At 68.0% G+C, this 16,519-nt stretch carries 16 protein-coding genes; 5 read left to right on the forward strand and 11 right to left on the reverse strand.

Features of this window, described 5'->3' with window-relative positions; all coding sequences use genetic code 11:
- Nucleotides 1–3 precede the first annotated feature (3 nt).
- From PW734_09145 to PW734_09185, 9 genes are all read right to left on the reverse strand, one after another.
- Entirely contained in the window at nucleotides 4–786 is a 783-nt protein-coding gene (locus tag PW734_09145) for a succinate dehydrogenase/fumarate reductase iron-sulfur subunit (protein MDE1171355.1), read from the reverse strand.
- A 10-nt stretch (nucleotides 787–796) separates the two neighbouring features.
- Nucleotides 797–2,716 carry a fumarate reductase/succinate dehydrogenase flavoprotein subunit gene (locus PW734_09150; GenBank protein ID MDE1171356.1) on the reverse strand — a complete coding sequence of 640 codons (1,920 nt, stop codon included), beginning with the start codon at nucleotides 2,714–2,716 and terminating at the stop codon, nucleotides 797–799.
- Complete coding sequence (locus PW734_09155) at nucleotides 2,716–3,420, reverse strand: succinate dehydrogenase cytochrome b subunit (GenBank protein MDE1171357.1); 705 nt, start codon at nucleotides 3,418–3,420, stop codon at nucleotides 2,716–2,718. The genes PW734_09150 and PW734_09155 overlap by 1 nt, the downstream gene beginning before the upstream one ends.
- A gap of 67 nt (nucleotides 3,421–3,487) precedes the next feature.
- Complete coding sequence (locus tag PW734_09160) at nucleotides 3,488–4,150, reverse strand: HAD-IA family hydrolase (GenBank protein MDE1171358.1); 663 nt, start codon at nucleotides 4,148–4,150, stop codon at nucleotides 3,488–3,490.
- Nucleotides 4,147–5,361, reverse strand: coding sequence for a Mur ligase family protein (locus tag PW734_09165; GenBank protein MDE1171359.1), 1,215 nt, complete (start codon nucleotides 5,359–5,361; stop codon nucleotides 4,147–4,149). The genes PW734_09160 and PW734_09165 overlap by 4 nt, the downstream gene beginning before the upstream one ends.
- Before the next feature lie 7 nt (nucleotides 5,362–5,368).
- On the reverse strand, nucleotides 5,369–6,214 hold the full coding sequence (accD, locus tag PW734_09170; protein MDE1171360.1) for an acetyl-CoA carboxylase, carboxyltransferase subunit beta: 846 nt from the start codon (nucleotides 6,212–6,214) through the stop codon (nucleotides 5,369–5,371).
- Between the two features lie 27 nt (nucleotides 6,215–6,241).
- The gene (locus PW734_09175) at nucleotides 6,242–6,937 is read right to left on the reverse strand and encodes a ComF family protein (protein ID MDE1171361.1); all 696 of its coding nucleotides are present in this window, start codon (nucleotides 6,935–6,937) and stop codon (nucleotides 6,242–6,244) included.
- Between the two features lie 5 nt (nucleotides 6,938–6,942).
- Nucleotides 6,943–7,797: a CPBP family intramembrane metalloprotease gene (locus PW734_09180; protein MDE1171362.1), complete on the reverse strand. Its 855-nt coding sequence runs from the start codon at nucleotides 7,795–7,797 to the stop codon at nucleotides 6,943–6,945.
- The gene (locus PW734_09185) at nucleotides 7,797–9,671 is read right to left on the reverse strand and encodes a M3 family metallopeptidase (protein ID MDE1171363.1); all 1,875 of its coding nucleotides are present in this window, start codon (nucleotides 9,669–9,671) and stop codon (nucleotides 7,797–7,799) included. The genes PW734_09180 and PW734_09185 overlap by 1 nt, the downstream gene beginning before the upstream one ends.
- Nucleotides 9,672–9,761: 90 nt before the next feature.
- Between PW734_09185 and PW734_09190 the strand changes: the two genes are divergently transcribed.
- The 5 genes from PW734_09190 to rplT all read left to right on the forward strand — a co-directional run bounded on the left by PW734_09190 (nucleotide 9,762) and on the right by rplT (nucleotide 13,967).
- Nucleotides 9,762–10,778 carry an acetyl-CoA carboxylase carboxyltransferase subunit alpha gene (locus PW734_09190; GenBank protein MDE1171364.1) on the forward strand — a complete coding sequence of 339 codons (1,017 nt, stop codon included), beginning with the start codon at nucleotides 9,762–9,764 and terminating at the stop codon, nucleotides 10,776–10,778.
- A 6-nt stretch (nucleotides 10,779–10,784) separates the two neighbouring features.
- Nucleotides 10,785–12,572: a threonine--tRNA ligase gene (gene thrS, locus PW734_09195; protein MDE1171365.1), complete on the forward strand. Its 1,788-nt coding sequence runs from the start codon at nucleotides 10,785–10,787 to the stop codon at nucleotides 12,570–12,572.
- A 48-nt stretch (nucleotides 12,573–12,620) separates the two neighbouring features.
- Complete coding sequence (infC, locus tag PW734_09200) at nucleotides 12,621–13,280, forward strand: translation initiation factor IF-3 (GenBank protein MDE1171366.1); 660 nt, start codon at nucleotides 12,621–12,623, stop codon at nucleotides 13,278–13,280.
- Between the two features lie 26 nt (nucleotides 13,281–13,306).
- Nucleotides 13,307–13,522 carry a 50S ribosomal protein L35 gene (gene rpmI / locus PW734_09205; GenBank protein MDE1171367.1) on the forward strand — a complete coding sequence of 72 codons (216 nt, stop codon included), beginning with the start codon at nucleotides 13,307–13,309 and terminating at the stop codon, nucleotides 13,520–13,522.
- 97 nt (nucleotides 13,523–13,619) lie between these two features.
- Complete coding sequence (gene rplT, locus PW734_09210; protein ID MDE1171368.1) at nucleotides 13,620–13,967, forward strand: 50S ribosomal protein L20; 348 nt, start codon at nucleotides 13,620–13,622, stop codon at nucleotides 13,965–13,967.
- Nucleotides 13,968–14,052: 85 nt separating this feature from the next.
- On the opposite strand, the gene PW734_09215 is transcribed toward rplT, so the two are convergent.
- Nucleotides 14,053–14,340: a hypothetical protein gene (locus PW734_09215; GenBank protein MDE1171369.1), complete on the reverse strand. Its 288-nt coding sequence runs from the start codon at nucleotides 14,338–14,340 to the stop codon at nucleotides 14,053–14,055.
- 67 nt (nucleotides 14,341–14,407) lie between these two features.
- A complete protein-coding gene (nadE, locus tag PW734_09220) occupies nucleotides 14,408–16,519 on the reverse strand; it encodes an NAD(+) synthase (GenBank protein MDE1171370.1) in 2,112 nt (703 codons plus the stop codon).

The following is a 16,519-nucleotide window of genomic DNA, read 5'->3' on the forward strand; positions in this document are numbered from 1 at the left end:
GGATCAACCGGCGGCGCCGCCGGCGTGGCCGTGGGGGGTCACCGCTTCCTGGGCGGAGGCGGCCAAAAATTCCCGGTTGAGGCGGACGATCAGGTCGTAGGGGATTTCCTTCGGGCAGACGGCCTCGCACGCGGTGGTGTGGGTGCAGGAGCCGAAGCCCTCCGCGTCCAGCGCGCGGACCATGCCCAGGACGCGCTCGCCGCGCTCCGGCTGGCCCTGGGGCAGGGAATTGAGGTGGGCGACCTTCGCCGCCACGAAGAGCATGGGGGAGCCGTTCTTGCAGGCGGCCGCGCAGGCGCCGCAGCCGATGCAGTGGGCGGCGTCGAAGGCGGCTTCCGCCATCCGGTGGGGGATGGGGGCGCCGTTGGCCTCCGGGGCCTGTCCGGTGCGGACGGAGACGTAGCCGCCGGCCTGGATGATGCGGTCAAAGGCGCTGCGGTCGGTCACCAGGTCGCGCAGGACGGGGAAGGCCCCGACGCGCCAGGGCTCGACGACGATGACGTCCCCGTCCTGGAAGGAGCGCATGTAGACCTGGCAGGTGGTGGTGCCCTGCGTGGGGCCGTGGGGGTCGCCATTAAGGACCAAGGAGCAGGTGCCGCAGATGCCCTCGCGGCAGTCGTGGTCGAAGGCGATGGGGGGGATGCCGCGCTTGGTGAGGTCGTCGTTGACGACGTCGAGCATCTCCAGGAAGGACATGTTGGGGTTGATGTCCTTGGCCTCGTATGTCTCGAACGCGCCGGACGCGTCGGCGTTCTTCTGCCGCCAAACCTTGAGGGTGAAGTTCATAGGTGGAGGTTTATTTGTAGCTCCGGGTGGCCAGCTTGATGTTTTCGTAGGTCAGGGGCTCGACGTTGCGGGTCGGCTCCTGGCCCTCGCCGTTGTAGGTCCAGGCGGCGACGTGGGCGTAGTCGGCGTCGTTGCGCTTGCACTCGCCCTCTTCCTGGAATTCCTCGCGGAAGTGGCAGCCGCAGGACTCGGCGCGGGTCAGCGCGTCGCGGCAGAGCAGCTCGCCCAGCTCCAGGAAGTCGGCGATGCGGTTGGCCTTTTCCAGGGACTGGTTGAGTTCCGCGCCGGTGCCGGGGACCAGGGCGTCCCGCCAGAACTCGGCCCGCAGCTGCGGGATCAGCTCCAGGGCCTTGCGCAGCCCGGCGTCGTTGCGGGCCATGCCGCAGTAGTGCCAGAGGATCTTGCCCAGCTCCCGGTGGAACTCGGAGACGGGCTTCTTCCCGCCGATGGAGAGGAGCCGCTCGATGCGGGCGGCGCTTTCCTTGTGGGCGGTTTGGAAGGAGGCGGCGTCGGCCTTCGGGCGGCTGCCGGGCTTCTCTCCCGCCAGGTAGTCCCCCAGGGTGTAGGGAAGGACGAAGTAGCCGTCCGCCAGGCCCTGCATGAGGGCGCTGGCGCCCAGGCGGTTGGCGCCGTGGTCGGAGAAGTTGGCCTCGCCCACGACGAAGAGGCCGGGGACGTTGCTCATCAGCTGGTAGTCGACCCAGAGGCCGCCCATCGTGTAGTGGATGGCGGGGTAGATCCGCATGGGGGCCTTGTAGGCGTCCTCATGGGTGATCTCGTTGTACATCTGGAAGAGGTTGGCGTATTTCTCCCGCACGCCCTCTTCGCCGATGCGCTTCACCACGTCGGCGAAGTCGAGGTAGACGCCCAGGCCGTTCGGGCCGACGCCGCGGCCCTCGTCGCACACGCGCTTGGCGGCGCGGGAGGCGATGTCGCGCGGGGCCAGGTTCCCGTAGCTGGGATACATCCGCTCCATGAAGTAGTCGCGCTCGTCCTCCGGGATTTGGGCCGGGGGGCGGGAGTCGTGCTGCTTCTTCGGCACCCACATGCGGCCGTCGTTGCGGAGGGACTCGGACATCAGGGTGAGCTTTGACTGGTAGTCGCCGGTCACCGGGATGCAGGTGGGGTGGATCTGGGTGAAGCAGGGGTTGGCCAGGGCGGCGCCCCGCTTGTAGGCGCGCCAGATGGCGGTGGCGTTGGAGCCGCGCGCGTAGGTGGAGAGGTAGAAGACGTTGCCGTAGCCGCCGGTGGCCAGGACGACGGCGTCGCCCGCGTGGGCGGTCAGCTCGCCGGTCACCAGGTCGCGGACGATGATGCCCTTGGCCTTGCCGTCTTCCAGCACCAGGTCGACCATTTCCGTCCGCTCGTGCAGCTTGATGCGGCCGGCGGCGATCTGCCGGGAGAGGGCCTGGTAGGCGCCCAAAAGGAGCTGCTGGCCGGTGGCGCCGCGCGCGTAAAAGGTGCGGGAGACCTGCGCGCCGCCGAAGGAGCGGTTGGCCAGCATGCCGCCGTATTCGCGGGCGAAGGGGACGCCCTGGGCGACGCACTGGTCGATGATCTGGGTGCTGACCTGGGCCAGGCGGTAGACGTTGGCCTCGCGGGAGCGGAAGTCGCCGCCCTTCACCGTGTCGTAGAAGAGGCGGTAAACGCTGTCGCCGTCGTTCTGGTAGTTCTTGGCCGCGTTGATGCCGCCCTGGGCTGCGATGCTGTGGGCGCGGCGCGGGCTGTCCTGGAAGCAGAAGGATTCCACCTCGTAGCCCATTTCCGCCAGGGAGGCGGCGGCGGAGGCGCCGCCCAGGCCGGTGCCGACGATGAGCACCTTGTATTTCCGCTTGTTGTTCGGCGCGACGAGTTTCATCTCGTTCTTGCGCCGGGTCCACTTTTCGGCGAGCGGCCCTTCCGGGACGCGGGGATTGAGGATCGCGCTCATTATTTGACGTAGCCCAGGAAGACGAGGGCCGGGATGGCCGCCATGCCCAGGAAGACGCTCCAGGCGAAGAAGCGGGCGACGGCGTTCTGGAGGGCGAAGGTGGTCCGGTTCCCCACGCCCAGGCTGCGGAGCAGGGCCGCGCCGCCGTGGTGAAGGTGGAGGGCCAGGAAGCCGAGGGAGACGATGTAGAAGAGGACGACCCAGACGTTGCTGAAGGCCGCCACCATCATGCGGTGGACGTCGTGGACGGGGGCGGGGACGCCGGGCAGCGGCGCCTCGAACGCGCGGTAGCCGTGATAGGGCCCGCCCATGAGGGTGAACTGGTAGAGGTGGAAGATGATGAAGGCCAGGACCACGAGGCCGCCGACGAACATGAGGCGGCTGGCCAGGGAGGCCGTCTGGGGCTTGAGCTGCGCGTAGTCCTGCGGGCGGGCGGCGCGGTTCCGGCGGGTGAGGCGGACGGCGGCGTCGACGTGCAGGAGGACGGAGAGGATGAGGACGGCCCGGAAGGTCCAGAGCAGCCAGGGATTGCCCTGGAGGAGGTAGGCGTAGTGGTTGATCTTCTCCGGCGGGAGGAAGATTTGCAGGTTGCCCAACATGTGGACGATGACGAACCCGAAGAGGATGAGGCCGGTGACGGCCATGATCGCTTTGAGCCCGATGCTGGAGCGGAAGAAGGAGTGCTTCTTGGAGGCGGCGGCCATGTGGGCGCAGAGTACGATATCTCGTACCGCCAAGTCAATCGGTCACTTGCAACAGAGTTTTTGCGGACTAATCCAGCGATTCTAATAGCCCTTCCAGGCCGCGCCGGGGGCGGTCCAAAAGGTAGGCGCGCAGCCCCTGGGCGCGGGCGGGGACGTCGTCGTGCGCGGCCTCGTCGCCGACCATGGCGGCCTCTTCCGGCGCGCAGTCCATGGCGGCCAGGGCCTTGCGGAAGATGAGGGGATCGGGCTTGGCGCAGCCCATTTCCGCGCTGATGAAGAGGCGCTCGAAGAAGCGGCCCAGGCCGAGCCCTTCCAGCACCGGGCGGAGCCGCGCGTCCCAGTTGGAGAGGACGGCCAGACGCGCGCCGGAGCCCTGCAGCGCCTCCAGCGTGGGCGCCACGTCTGGGAAAAGCCGCCACACCTCCGGCTGGGAGAAGTGGGTGTACAGCTCCTCGAACCACGGCTCGAAGGCGGCGGGCGCGGGCTGCCCTTCCACGCTGAGGCGGACGACCTGCCGCCACCACGCGCGGTCGTCGCCGTTTTCCGGCACCGTTCCCGCCGCGCGCGGGCCGAGCTTGCGGAACGCGGCGCGGAAGCCTTCCTGGAGCCGCGCGGGATCCAGCTCCGCGCCGTGCGCGCGGGCGATCGCGGCGTAGGTCTCGCCGACCGGGCGGGCGGGATGGAGGAGCGTCCCCGCCGCGTCGAAGAAGTAGACGGAGGGCTTCGTCATCGGGCGGGGGAGAGGAGCTCGTTGAGCTGGGTTTCCTCCGCGTCGGCCCCTTCGTGGAGGCGGAGGGCCTCGGCGGCCAGGGTGAGGGAGCCGAGGAGGAGGGCGGGCTCCCCCCCGAGGTCGGGCCAGAGCGCGGCGAGGGAGGGATGGACCGCCGCGCCGGGGAAGTGGGGCAGGAGGCTTTCCGGGGCGGCGGCCCGCTCGCCGGGGAGGCCGACCAGATCGACCCGCGCCGCGCCGGGCAGGAGGAGCCGCGCGGCGGCGGCGGAGTCCTTGTCGGTGAAGGCGCCGAAGACGAGGCGGTAGGGAACGCGGTAGCTTTCCTTCCACGCGGCGACGGCGGCGGCGATCCCTTCCGGGTTGTGCGCGCCGTCGACGACCAGGGGCGGCTCTTTGCGCAATACCTGGAAGCGGCCGGGCCACGCGGCGGTGGCGAAGGCGCGGGAAAGTTCCTCGTCCGCGAAGGGGAGGACGAGGCGGAGGGCTGCGGCGGCGCAGGCGGCGTTGCGCGCCTGGTGCGGGCCGCGCAGGCCAAGCGGGCCGGGGAAGCCGGTATGAAGGACGGTGAGCGGCGCGCCCTTTTCCTCCGCGCGGCGGCGCAGGACGTCCAGGGCGGGGCCCGCCTCCTGCCCGGTGACGGCGGGGACGCCGGGCTTGAAGATGCCGGCCTTCTCGGCGGCGACCGCCTCCGGCGTGTCGCCCAGGAACTCGCGGTGGTCGGTCCCGATGTTGGTGACGATGGTGACGGCGGGGGTGACGATGTTGGTCGCGTCGAGCCGCCCGCCGAGGCCGGTTTCCCAGACGGCCCATTCGACGCCCGCCTGCGCGAAGTGGCGGAGGGCGACGGCGGTGACCGCCTCGAAGAAGGTCGGCGGGCCCCATTCTTCCGGCAGGGAGACGGCGGCAACGGCGGCGATCCCGGCGGCGAAGGCCTCGCGGGAGATCGGGACGCCGTCGACCTGGATCCGCTCCCGCACGCTGCGGAGGTGGGGGGAGGTGTAGAGGCCGGTCCGCAGGCCCCGGGCGCGGAGCGCGGCGGCGCAGAAGGCGGCGGTGGAGCCCTTTCCGTTGGTCCCCGCGATGTGGACGAAGCGGAGCTTTTTTTCCGGGGAGCCGAGGGCGGCGGCCAGGGCCTCCATCTTGCCCAGGCCCAGCTTCATCCCCAGCCGCCGGGTCTGGCCGAGCCAGGCGAGGGCCGCGGCGTAGTCCATGGGCGGGCTACTTCTTCTTCAGGTAACGGAGGATCTTGGCCAGGGTCGGCCGCATGGAGAGGCGCGGCACGATCATGTCGATCAGGCCGCGGTCCAGGAGGAACTCGGCGGTCTGGAAGCCCTTGGGGAGGTCCTGCTTGGTCGTCTCCTTGATGACGCGCTTGCCGGCGAAGCCGACCATGGCGTGGGGCTCGGCCAGGATGACGTCGCCCAGGGAGGCGTAGCTGGCGGTGACGCCGCCCATGGTGGGGTTGGTCAGGATGGAGATGAAGGGCAGCCCGGCCTCGTGGTGGCGGGCCAGGGCGCCGCTGGTCTTGGCCATCTGCATGAGGCTCATGGCGCCCTCGTGCATGCGGGCGCCGCCGGAGGTGGAGATGATGAGGACGGGGACCTTCGCCTTGGTGGCGCGTTCGATGGCGCGGGTGATCTTCTCCCCTACCGCCGCGCCCATGCTGCCGCCCAGGAACTTGAAGTCCATGGCGGCCAGGGAGGCCTTCTCCCCCTCGATGGAGAGGAAGCCGCTGACGACCGCTTCCCGCAGGCCGGTGCTTTTCTGATATTTCTGGATCTGCTCCGCGTAGGCCTTCACGGCCACGAAGTTGAGCGCGTCGACGGGGCCCAGGCCCGCGTCCTCTTCCTTGAAGGTGCCGGGGTCGGCCAGCAGCTCCGCCCAATCCCGGGCCCCCAGGGCGAAGTGGTGCTGGCACTTCGGGCAGACCTGGGTGTTGTCCGCCAACTGCTTGGCGTAGAGCATCTCCCGGCAGTGCGGGCAGCTGGTCCACAGGCCATTGGGGATCTCCAGGCGGGTCTCGCCGGAGGGGATGCTGATCGCTTCGGGGGATTCGTTTTGCATGGCTCTATATATAAAGGGATTAGGAAGTCAGGCGCGGGCGATGGTGAGGGCGGCGACCCGGGCCGCTCCGGCCGCCAAGAGGATGCGGGCGCACGCCTCGGCGGTCGCGCCGGTGGTCAATACATCGTCGATTAGTAGCAAATGGCGGCCTTCCACGTCAAACCGGGCGTTTACCTGGAAGGCCCCCAGCAGGTTCCGCAACCGGGGGCCGCGGCTCAGCCGGGCCTGTTGGACGGTGGGGCGCGCTCTCTTTAAACAGGGGAGGACGGGGATCCCTTGGCGCCTGCCCAGAGCCCGGGCCAGTTCCGCCGCCTGGTTGAAGCCGCGCTCCCGCCGCCGCAGAGGGTGGAGGGGGACCGGGACCAGCCCGTCCCAATTCTCCCCGGCGGCAAAGCGGCGGAAGCCGTCCTCCAGCCAGTCGGTCAGGGGAGAGAGGTAATGGGACTGGCCGCCGTATTTAAAGTGGAGGATCGCGTCGCGGACGGTCCCCTCGGCGCGATACGCCGCCCGGGCCCAGGCCAGGGACCATTCCCGTTCCTGGCAGTTGGCGCAGAGGAAGGGGCCGGGGAAGACGCCGGGAAAGGGCTCCCCGCACTGGCGGCAAAAGGGGGCGGCGACCCGCCGCGTGCCGGGCAGCTCCGGGTCGATCGCGGCGGGCGGGAAGAGGAGGTCGGCGCCGGTCCGGCCCCACTCCTTCGCTGCCGAATAGAGCTCAACCCACATAGAGCTCAATCCCCACGGGGCCACCTCCGCACGATCGGCAGGATGAGGAAAAGGAGGACCAGGCTGACGGGATTTTCCAGGAAGGAGCCCCCGGCCCAATGGCCGGGCCACCCGGCGGTGAGGGCCTGGCTGGCCTTTGCGCCGACGATCCAGCCCGCGTGAAGGCCCATGGAGAGCCAAAGCCGCCCCGTGCGGAGGTAGGCCGCACCCAGGACGAGGCCGACGGCCAGGAGCGTGGCGAAGCGAAAGGCCATGTTCGGCTGGGCCAGCGCGCCGAGCGGCTCGAAGGCGTGGCCCACGGCGGCGAAGCCGGAGGCCCAGGTCACCGGCTGCGGGGCGAACGTGGCGGGGACCTTGATGAAATGGAAGAGGGCGAAGAGCGCCGCGCCGGCCAAGAGGCCCGGGACGCCGCCCCACGCGCGGACGAGGGTCCCCTGGATGACGCCCCGGAAGAGGACCTCCTCCACGAAGGCCAGGACGGCCGCGCCGAGGGCGACGCCCGCCAGGCCGCAGAGGAAGGGGAGCGGGGGCTGCGGCGTCCAGCCCCGGCCGCCCGCCGCCACCGCCAGCGCGGCGAAGAGGAGGGCGGAGAGAAGGCCGATTTCCAGCCCGCCCAGCCAGTCCTTCCCGCGCCGGGGCGAGGGCCCCAGGCCCAGGGCCGGGGCGGAGGCCAGCCCCAGCGGCTTGCGGAAAAGGAAGAGCCCCGCCAGCGCGGCGAGCATCAGCGCCCGGTCGACGTAGCGGTGGAAGGGGTGGGCGATCCACCCGTGCCCCAGCCAATAGAGAGGCGGGGAGAGGAGCGCCGCGCCGAGGAAGACGAAGGCGATGCAGCCCCAAAGGGCGCGGCTGGAGGCGGGCATCAGGCCTGGGTCTTTTCCGGCGCGGGGGAGATCCCCGCCACGGGCACCGTGCGGCGGCTTTGCTCGATGCCGCCGATTTCCCGGCGGGGCTGGAGGGCGGCCTCCTCCGCGCGGAGGGCGTCCATCCGCTTCTCGATGGCGGCCATCGTCTCCGGCAGCGTCTCGCCCGTCCCGTCAAAGCGGATGCCCGCCAGGGCGTAGCCCTTGTGGGCGTCGACGGAGCCGCCCGCCTTCAGGAAGGTGATGTAGTCGGCGATGGCCCCTTCCGGATCCTTGTCGTAGCGGGCGGAAATCTGCAGCGCGCCGATGCCGGACTGGAGGTATTCGGAATAGAGCGGGGCGTTGATGAGGTGGGCGCGCTCCTGCCACTGGCCGCGGCGGAACTCCTCGTAGCCGCTCCAATCCTCGATCCCGCCGAAGCGCTCCGCCTCCTTCAGCCACTGGGCGTCCTTTTCCTCCTGCGTGCTTTCCGGGTGGGCGTAGACCCAGTGCTGGAAGGCGTCGGTGGAGGCCACCTTCAGCACGTAGTTGAAGAAGTCGGCGATCATGAAGCGCTGGGCGCGCAGCTTTTCCGAAGGGTCCTGGTAGACGACGCCCAGCTTGTTCGGGACGACCAGCTCCTGCGTCATGGAGGCCAGCTCGCACAGTTCCATGCCGGGCTCGCCGCGGTAGGAGGAGAGGTCCTGGTCCTTGCAGAAATAGGCGTGGCTGCCGTGGCCCAGGCCCTCGTGGGCGGCGGTGGCGATGCCCTCCTGCGTCAGCGCGTTGTTCACGCAGAGGAACTGGCGGCGGGAGAGGGGCAGGGTGGCGCAGAAGCCGTAGCACGGCGTCTTGCCGGGGCGGTCCTCCGCGTCGAGCAGGCCGTCCCGCGCCGCCTCCTCCAGGGAGGGGGCCAGCCGGGGGTCGACGGCGTTGGCCAGCTGGATCATCCCGGGGACGAATTCTTCCTGGCTGGCGAAGGGCTTGAGAGGCGGCAGGCCGTCCGGATCGACGGTGAGGTCCCACGGGCGGAGCTTTTCCCCCTTTTGCAGCTGGCCGGAGGCGGCCATCTTTTCCTGCACATCCCGCTGGAACGCGCGGAAGAAGGGGACGATGTGGTCCTCGATCGCCTGATGGAGCTGGAGCGTCTCCTCCGGCGTCGAGTTGCGGCCCCGCGCGGCGTAGCCGTAGTGGAGGTAGTCCCCCGTCTCCGGCCGGCCGGGCAGGGCGTAGCCGGCGTTCTTTGCCATCTGGCAGCGGAGGTCCACCTGCTGGGCGAAAATCTCGTTGAACTCCTGCCGGTGGGCCAGGCGGGCTTCCTTTTCCTTTACCCAGGCTTCCTGGCGCTTGGCGCGGTCGGTGCCTTCCAGGACCGGTTTGATCTGCTGGGAGGTGAGGGTCTTTCCGTCCAGCTCGACGGTCAGGTTGGACGTGGCTTCCTCATAGGCGCTGGCCAGGTTGGTGTCCTGGGTGCCCAGCTCGGTGTTTTCCTCCCGATAAAGGGTGACGGCGGTGTTGATCCCCTTCCGCAGCTCGTCGAAATAGGGGGGCAGGGCCTGGAAGGCGGGATGGGCCTGGAGCTTCTTTTGCAGCGCGGCGTCGATGTCCTGGATCGGCGGGCTCACCTCGTTGACCAGCCGGTCGTAGGCGGCCTTATATTCCGGATTGTTCGTGTCGGAATCGCGGTCGAGGGTCACGGCCTGCCATGCTTCGCCGGAGGCGTCTTCGAATTCGTCGCTCAGCTCGATCCAGGCCCGCATGTCGGCCTCGGTCTTTACCTCGCCCAGGCGCGCGTCGAGATCGGCGTAGATCTTTTCCAGCGTGGGGAGGTCGAGGAAGTCGGCTCCTTCCAGCAGGGGGTAAGTCAGCGGCTTGTAGGGAGGGAGCTTCTTCATGGGGATAATTGTTAAGATGGGTTAATCGGGGCGAAAAAATCGCGTTGTAAGAAGGGGCGGAGGATGGCAAAAGAGTCGATTCCATTCAAGATGAGTTCTCGTTCCGCCACCGCCGCCGCGCCCGCCGCGCGGCCCATCACCCCCCTCGAGTTCGAGAAGCCGGTCGCCGAGCTGGAAAAAATGCTCGCCGAGCTGAAGACCCGCTCGGAGGCCCATGACGTCGACCTGGGCGGGGAGATCACCCGGCTGGAGAAGAAAATCGCCGAGGAGCGGGCGGAACTCTACACGAAGCTGACTCCCTGGCAGCGCGTCCAGATCGCCCGCCACCCGCAGCGCCCCTATTTCCTGGACTACGCCCAGCGCCTCTTCACCGACTTCACCGAGCTGGCGGGGGACCGCGTCTACGGCAACGACCGCGCGACCGTCGGCGGCCTGGCCACCCTGGACGGGGAGCGGGTCGTCGTCATCGGCCAGCAAAAGGGCCGGGACGTGAAGGAGAACCTCCTGCGCAACTTCGGCATGTCCCACCCGGAAGGCTACCGCAAGGCCCTTCGCCTCATGCAGATGGCGGACAAGTTCGGCCTGCCCATCCTGTGCTTCATCGACACCCCGGGGGCCTACCCCGGCCTGGCCTCCGAGGAACGCCACGTCGGCGAGGCGATCGCCAAGAACCTGCGGGAAATGTTCTCCCTGCGCGTCCCCATCGTCGCCACCGTGCTGGGCGAGGGGGGGAGCGGCGGCGCCCTGGGCATCGGCGTGGCCGACCGCGTCCTCCTCATGGAGAACGCCTACTACTCCGTCATTTCCCCGGAGGGCTGCGCCTCCATCCTCTGGCACTCCGCCGCCCAGGCCCCGAAGGCGGCCGAGGCGATGAAGATCAGTTCCGCCGAGCTTTTCAAAATGAAGCTGGTGGAGGAAGTCATCCCCGAGCCCCTCGGCGGCGCGCACCGCAACTGGGACGCCGCCGCGGCCTCCCTCAAGGACGCCATCCTCCGCCACCTGCGCCAGCTGCAGAAGCTGGGCGTCTCCGCCCTGCAGGAAGGCCGCTACGAGAAGTTCCGCCAATACGGCGCCTTTGAAGAGCGCGCGGGCAAGTCCGGCAAGTAGCTTTTGATGAACGAACTCGAAACGCGGCGTCACTCGGCGGCCCACGTCCTGGCCACCGCCCTCCTGGAACTTTGGCCGGAGGCGCAGTTCGCCGCCGGGCCTCCCGTCGAGCAGGGATTCTACTACGACGTCGACCTCCCCCACCGGCTCAGCCCGGAGGATTTCCCGAAGATCGAGGAAGCCATCGCCCGCGTCCTGGCCGCCAAGCAGCCCTTCGTCCGCAAGGAAGTGAGCCGCGCCGAGGCGGAGAAGCTGGCCCGCGCCGGCCGCCTGGCCGCCCTTTCCGACCGGCCGGAACCCAGCCGCTTCAAGCTCGACATCCTCCAGGGCATCCCGGAAGGGGAGACCATCTCCCTCTACGAGAACGGCGCCTTCACCGACCTCTGCGCCGGGCCCCACGTGGCCGACACCGGCTCCGTCGGCGCGGTGAAGCTCACCCACGTCGCCAGCGCCTATTACAAGGGGGATGAGCGCAACCCCCAGCTCCAGCGCATCTACGGCATCGCGTTTGCCACCCAGGCGGAGATGGACGCCCACTTCGCCATGCTGGAGGAGGCCAAGAAGCGCGACCACCGCAAGCTGGGCAAGGAGCTCCAGCTCTTCACGTTCGACGAGGACGTCGGCCCCGGCCTGCCCCTCTGGCTGCCGAAGGGGACCGTCCTCATCGAGGAACTGGAGAAGCTGGCCAAGGAAACCGAGTTCGCCGCCGGCTACGAGCGGGTCCGCACCCCGCACATCGCCCGGGACAACCTCTACAAGACCAGCGGGCACCTGCCCTACTACGCGGAGAGCATGTTCCCGCCCATGCAGCTGAAGGAAGAGGAGGGGAAGGAGCCGGTCACCTACTACCTCAAGGCGATGAACTGCCCGCACCACCACAAGCTCTTCGACGCGGTGCCCCGTTCCTACCGCGACCTGCCGCTGCGCCTGGCCGAGTACGGCACCTGCTACCGCTACGAGCAGTCCGGCGAGCTGCTGGGCCTCATGCGCGTCCGCTCCATGCAGATGAACGACGCGCACATCTACTGCACGGCGGAGCAGTTCGCGGCGGAATTCCACGCGGTGAACGAGATGTACCTGAAGTATTTCAAGATCTTCGGCCTCGACCGCTACCGGATGCGCTTCTCCACGCACGACCCGGAGAAGCTGGGCCAGAAATATGTGGACGAGCCGGAACTCTGGAAGCAGACGGAGGACATGGTCCGCCGCGTGCTGGTGGAGAGCGGCATCGACTTCATCGAGGTGCCGAACGAGGCTGCCTTCTACGGGCCGAAGATCGACGTCCAGGTCTGGAGCGCCATCGGCCGGGAATTCACCCTGGCGACGAACCAGGTCGACTTCGCCGTGCCGCGCCGCTTCGGCCTCTCCTACACCACCGCGCAGAACACCAAGGAAACCCCGCTCTGCATCCACCGCGCCCCCCTGGGCACGCACGAGCGGTTCATCGGCTTCCTCATCGAGCACTTCGCCGGGGCCTTCCCCACCTGGCTCTCCCCGGAGCAGGTCCGCATCCTCCCCGTCACGGACGACCAAAATCCCGCCGCCGAGGTGCTGGCCGGGGAGCTGCGCGCCCTGGGCCTGCGCGCCACGGTCGACGGAAGCCGCGAGAAGCTGGGCGCTAAAATTCGCCTTGCCCAGGTCGAAAAGGTTTCTAACATGGTGGTACTTGGAAAGAATGAAGTCTCCTCTGGGCAGCTCTCAGTGCGCAGTCGCAAAGACGGCGACCTTGGCCTGATGGACCGTTCCGCCTTCATTTCCCGGCTGGAAGCCGAAGTCCGTTCCCGTTCCCTCTGATTCCATAGCTCATCACGAGGCCTTCTTTCCTCCCCTAACCCTACCCACGTGGCTCGCCCTCCTAGAAACTTCAATAGCGGCCGGTTCAGCAACCATACCGTCCGCGCCAATCACTTCATCCGCGCCCGCGAGGTCTTCGTCATCGACGGGGACGGCAAGCCGGTCGGCAACATGCCGACCCCCGCCGCCCTCGACCTGGCCAAGCGTTCCGGCCTCGACCTGGTCGAGATCTCCCCGAACGCCAACCCGCCGGTCTGCAAGATCCTCGACTACGGCAAATACCGCTACGAGATCGCCAAGAAGGACAAAGACTCCAAAAAGCACGGCGGCGCCTCCAAGGTGAAGGAGATGCAGTTCCACCTGAACATCGATCCCCACGACTACGCCACCAAGCTGCGCCACGCCGAGCAGTTCATGTGGAAGGGCATGAAGGTGAAGCTCTCCCTCTTCCTCCGCGGCCGGGAAAACCTGCATAAGGACCTGGGGGAGGCGCTCATGCGCCGCGTCCGGGCCGACCTCTCCCACATCGGCGCCGCCGATCAGGAGCCAAAATTTGTTGGCAAAAGCATTTCGATGATGCTAACACCCTTCCCCCTGCAAAAACGGACCCGGAAGTTCACAGAGGCCGATGAGGCCGAGGAACCCGAGGGGGAGGAAGAGGAAACGACCGAATCTTCCGCCGACGGACAGCCCGAATCGGCCGCCTAATGCGGGTAGAATAAGAGAGAAAATATATGCCGAAAGCCGTTGCCCGCCGTAAGACTAAGAAGTCTGTCGCCAAGCGTTTCAAGATCACCGCCACCGGGAAGGTCCTGACCTCCCGCGCCGGACGCCGCCACCTTGCCGGTTCCAAGAACCGCAAGCGCATGCGCAGCCTGGGGAAGGTCAAACGCGTCAGCGAGACCGACGAATACCGGATCAAATCGAACCTGCCTTTCAGCCGCCGTTAAGGCGCTGTAATCGCAGCCCGAAGGCCAGATTTGCCTTTACAGCCTGCCCGAACCGGGCATGCTAACCCCTCCATTTTAACTAAAAGAGAGAACTGATATGGCACGTACCACTAACGCCCCCGCCTCCCGCGAGCGCCGCAAGCGCGTCGTTTCCGCCGCGAAAGGCTACCGCGGCCGCCGCAGCAAGCTTTTCCGCTACGCCAAGGATGCGCGGATGAAGGCTCAATACTGGTCCTACCGCGACCGCAAGACCCGGAAGCGCAACTTCCGCGCCCTCTGGCTCACCCGCATTTCCGCCGCCTGCAAGGCCCACGGCATCACCTACAGCCGCTTCGCCGAGGCGCTGAAGAAGGCCCAGATCGAGCTGGACCGCAAGGTCCTGGCCGACCTGGCCGTTGCCGAGCCGACCGCCTTTGCCGCCCTCGTCGGCGCGCTCAAGGCCTAGCGGACCTCCGGTTTTAGATAAGAGCCAAAGAAAAAGGCGCCTCCCGTAAGGGAGGCGCCTTTTTCTTTAGGGGCGGAAAGGGGTTTTAGTGGGTGTGGCTGCGGGGATCCAGCAGGCCGGCCTGCAAGGCGTGGTTGTGCGCCCGGACGTAGCGGGCGACGTTGATCTCTTCCCCCTTGCTCTGGCGGACGAGTTCTTCCTTATGCAGGCTGGTAAACTGGGCGCGCTCGACGGGATCGGGCAGGGCGGCGACGGTGACCTCGTGCCGGACCAACTTGGCTTCGGGCGAGTCGGTCTTCACGCATGCTTTTTCCAGGACGCCCTTCAGCCGGGCTTCGGTGTGGTCGGGGAGGGGAGGGAGGAGGGTGGGCATGGAGGTTTCTTTTTAGGTAATTCGGCTATTTCCCGGGCAACTTTCCCGGAAAAAGCAGGTTCCAGGCCTATTTCTCGCGCTGGGGCGCCTTTTTCTCCGGGGAAGGGAGGGGGGCGACCGGCGGACGGGTCGCTTCCGCCAAAAGGGAGCGGGCTTGCCGCTTTTCCTGTTCCCGCTGCGCGCAGGCTTCCACGACGCCCCACATGGTTTCCAGCTCCTTCTTGAAGCCGCCGGAAAGCAGGGGCATGCGGTTGCCCGTCTTCGGGTCCAGGTTGTGGTCGTCCAGGTGGAAGGAGGGGGCTTCCCGGTCCCGCTTCCACTGGGTGCCGAAGTAGAGGTCGACGACTTTCCTGATATCGTTCCCCAACTCGTGCGGGGTCAGCTCCGGCAGTTCGGGCCGGAGCCGCTGGAAGATCTCCGCCGGGACCTGCTTGTCCCGGACCAGGGCCCGCTCGATCATGTTGAGGACCCGGTGGGGCATGAGGTCCTTTTCGTCGGTCTGGTTTTCGACGAGGGGGCGCAGCTCGCCGGAGGGCGGCTTGGCGAAGACCTTTTCCAGGGCGGTGATGGGGCCGAAGCCGATGGGGCCTTCCTTTTGCAGCCACGGCAGCCAGCTTTCCCGGAGGAATTCCTTGTCGACGCCGGCCAGCGGGGCCAGGCCGCCGGCGGTGTCGCCGTCCTGGGTGGAGTAGCCGACGGTCGCTTCCGAGCGGTTGGTGGTGACCAGGAGGAGGGCGTTGCGGAGGTTGGCGGCCAGCCAGATGCCGGGGGCGCGGACGCGGGCCTGGATGTTCTGCCGGGCGTGGTCGTCCCGCTCCCAGTCCAGGGGGCGGCCGGTGATCTGCTCGCCAAGTTTTTCGTAGGCGTCGACGAGGGGCTGGATGTCGAACTCGTGGTATTCGGCCCCCAGTTCCTTGGAAACGGCGCGGGCCGCCGCGCGGGTTTCGGCGGAGCTGTTTTCCCCGCCCTGGTAGGCGCAGAGGGTGTGGCGGCTCATGAAGTCGCCGGGCGTCCGGGATTGTTCGATGCCGGGGATGTGGGAGAGCTTTTTCTGGAATCCTGCGACGCCCAGCTCGTCCATGGCGAATTTCGCCGCGATGCCCTGCAGGGAGAGGACGGCGGCGGAGTCGACGCCGCCGCTTAGGGAGGTGGCGAGGCTGTGGAGCTGCGGGTTTTTGCGGAAGTAGTCGAAGAGGGCCAGGGCTTCGGCACGGGTGAACTCCTCCTCCTTGTGATGGGGGCTCAATTCCCAGGCCGGAGCGGCGGGCGGCGTGGCCTTTTCATTCTCCACGGCGGGCCAGGGGAAGGGGATGGCGACGAGGCCCGGCTCCACCGCCTCGAAGCGCGGCTGGAAGCTGGCGGAGGCGCGCTGGGCGGTGCGGGTGGCGTCGATGTCCAGGACGGCGGGGGTCACCAGCACGTCGCGGAAGGAGAGGCGCGGCCCCTCGGCCATCAGCTCGCCCCGGCTGGCGATCAGCGCGCCGCCGTCGTAGATCATGCGGCCCGCCTCGTTGCCCAGCAGGTTGCTGTAGAGGTAGTGGGCGTTGAAGGCGCGGGAGCCTTCCAGGACGATGCGCTTGCGCACCTCGTGCTTGCCGAAGGAGAAGTGGCTGGCGCTGGAATTGAGGATGAGGTCGGCGCCGCGCTGGGCCAGGGGAGTGCCGGGGCGGTTGGCCACCCAGGCGTCCTCGCACGTTTCCAGGCCGATGCGGACGCCGCCGATGTCGAAAAGGAGGTCGCCGATGGGGTAGGCCTTCCCGCCCAGGGTGACGGTCGATTGGACCCCTTCCGGCCATTCCTTGAACCAGCGGGACTCGTAGTGGTTGCCGTCGTTGGCCAGGTGCTGCTTCGGCACGAAGCCCTTGATCTCCCCGTCGACGCAGACGGCCTGCGCGTTGAAAAGGCCGTTATGGTAGGGCAGGGGAAGGCCCAGGGTGGCGACCATGCCCTTGGTTTCCGGCAGGAGGCGCTGGAGCATCTCCCAGGCCTGCTGCTGGACGCCGAGGTATTGGAAGGCGTCCTCGCACCCGTAGCCGGTAATGCAGAGTTCCGGCAGGCAGGCGACGGAGGCTTCCTGGGCGCGGCTTTCCCGCAGGGCCTGGCGGATGCGCGCCTCGTTCCCCTCCCAATCCAGGGGGGTCTGATTCAGGGCGACGGCGGCGGCCTTGACCAATTGCAT

It is taken from the genome of Verrucomicrobium sp., assembly GCA_028283855.1.
GTDB lineage: Bacteria > Verrucomicrobiota > Verrucomicrobiia > Methylacidiphilales > GAS474 > GAS474.

Excerpts from the sequence above, each read along its gene's own strand:
- thrS (MDE1171365.1), top strand. The coding sequence starts at position 10,785 with ATGAACGAACTCGAAACGCGGCGTCACTCGGCGGCCCACGTCCTGGCC.
- PW734_09145 (MDE1171355.1), bottom strand. The coding sequence starts at position 786 with ATGAACTTCACCCTCAAGGTTTGGCGGCAGAAGAACGCCGACGCGTCC.
- PW734_09175 (MDE1171361.1), bottom strand. The coding sequence starts at position 6,937 with ATGTGGGTTGAGCTCTATTCGGCAGCGAAGGAGTGGGGCCGGACCGGC.
- nadE (MDE1171370.1), bottom strand. The coding sequence starts at position 16,519 with ATGCAATTGGTCAAGGCCGCCGCCGTCGCCCTGAATCAGACCCCCCTG.
- PW734_09185 (MDE1171363.1), bottom strand. The coding sequence starts at position 9,671 with ATGAAGAAGCTCCCTCCCTACAAGCCGCTGACTTACCCCCTGCTGGAA.
- PW734_09155 (MDE1171357.1), bottom strand. The coding sequence starts at position 3,420 with ATGGCCGCCGCCTCCAAGAAGCACTCCTTCTTCCGCTCCAGCATCGGG.
- PW734_09165 (MDE1171359.1), bottom strand. The coding sequence starts at position 5,361 with ATGGACTACGCCGCGGCCCTCGCCTGGCTCGGCCAGACCCGGCGGCTG.
- PW734_09150 (MDE1171356.1), bottom strand. The coding sequence starts at position 2,716 with ATGAGCGCGATCCTCAATCCCCGCGTCCCGGAAGGGCCGCTCGCCGAA.
- PW734_09215 (MDE1171369.1), bottom strand. The coding sequence starts at position 14,340 with ATGCCCACCCTCCTCCCTCCCCTCCCCGACCACACCGAAGCCCGGCTG.
- accD (MDE1171360.1), bottom strand. The coding sequence starts at position 6,214 with ATGCAAAACGAATCCCCCGAAGCGATCAGCATCCCCTCCGGCGAGACC.
- PW734_09180 (MDE1171362.1), bottom strand. The coding sequence starts at position 7,797 with ATGCCCGCCTCCAGCCGCGCCCTTTGGGGCTGCATCGCCTTCGTCTTC.
- PW734_09190 (MDE1171364.1), top strand. The coding sequence starts at position 9,762 with ATGAGTTCTCGTTCCGCCACCGCCGCCGCGCCCGCCGCGCGGCCCATC.
- rplT (MDE1171368.1), top strand. The coding sequence starts at position 13,620 with ATGGCACGTACCACTAACGCCCCCGCCTCCCGCGAGCGCCGCAAGCGC.
- rpmI (MDE1171367.1), top strand. The coding sequence starts at position 13,307 with ATGCCGAAAGCCGTTGCCCGCCGTAAGACTAAGAAGTCTGTCGCCAAG.
- PW734_09160 (MDE1171358.1), bottom strand. The coding sequence starts at position 4,150 with ATGACGAAGCCCTCCGTCTACTTCTTCGACGCGGCGGGGACGCTCCTC.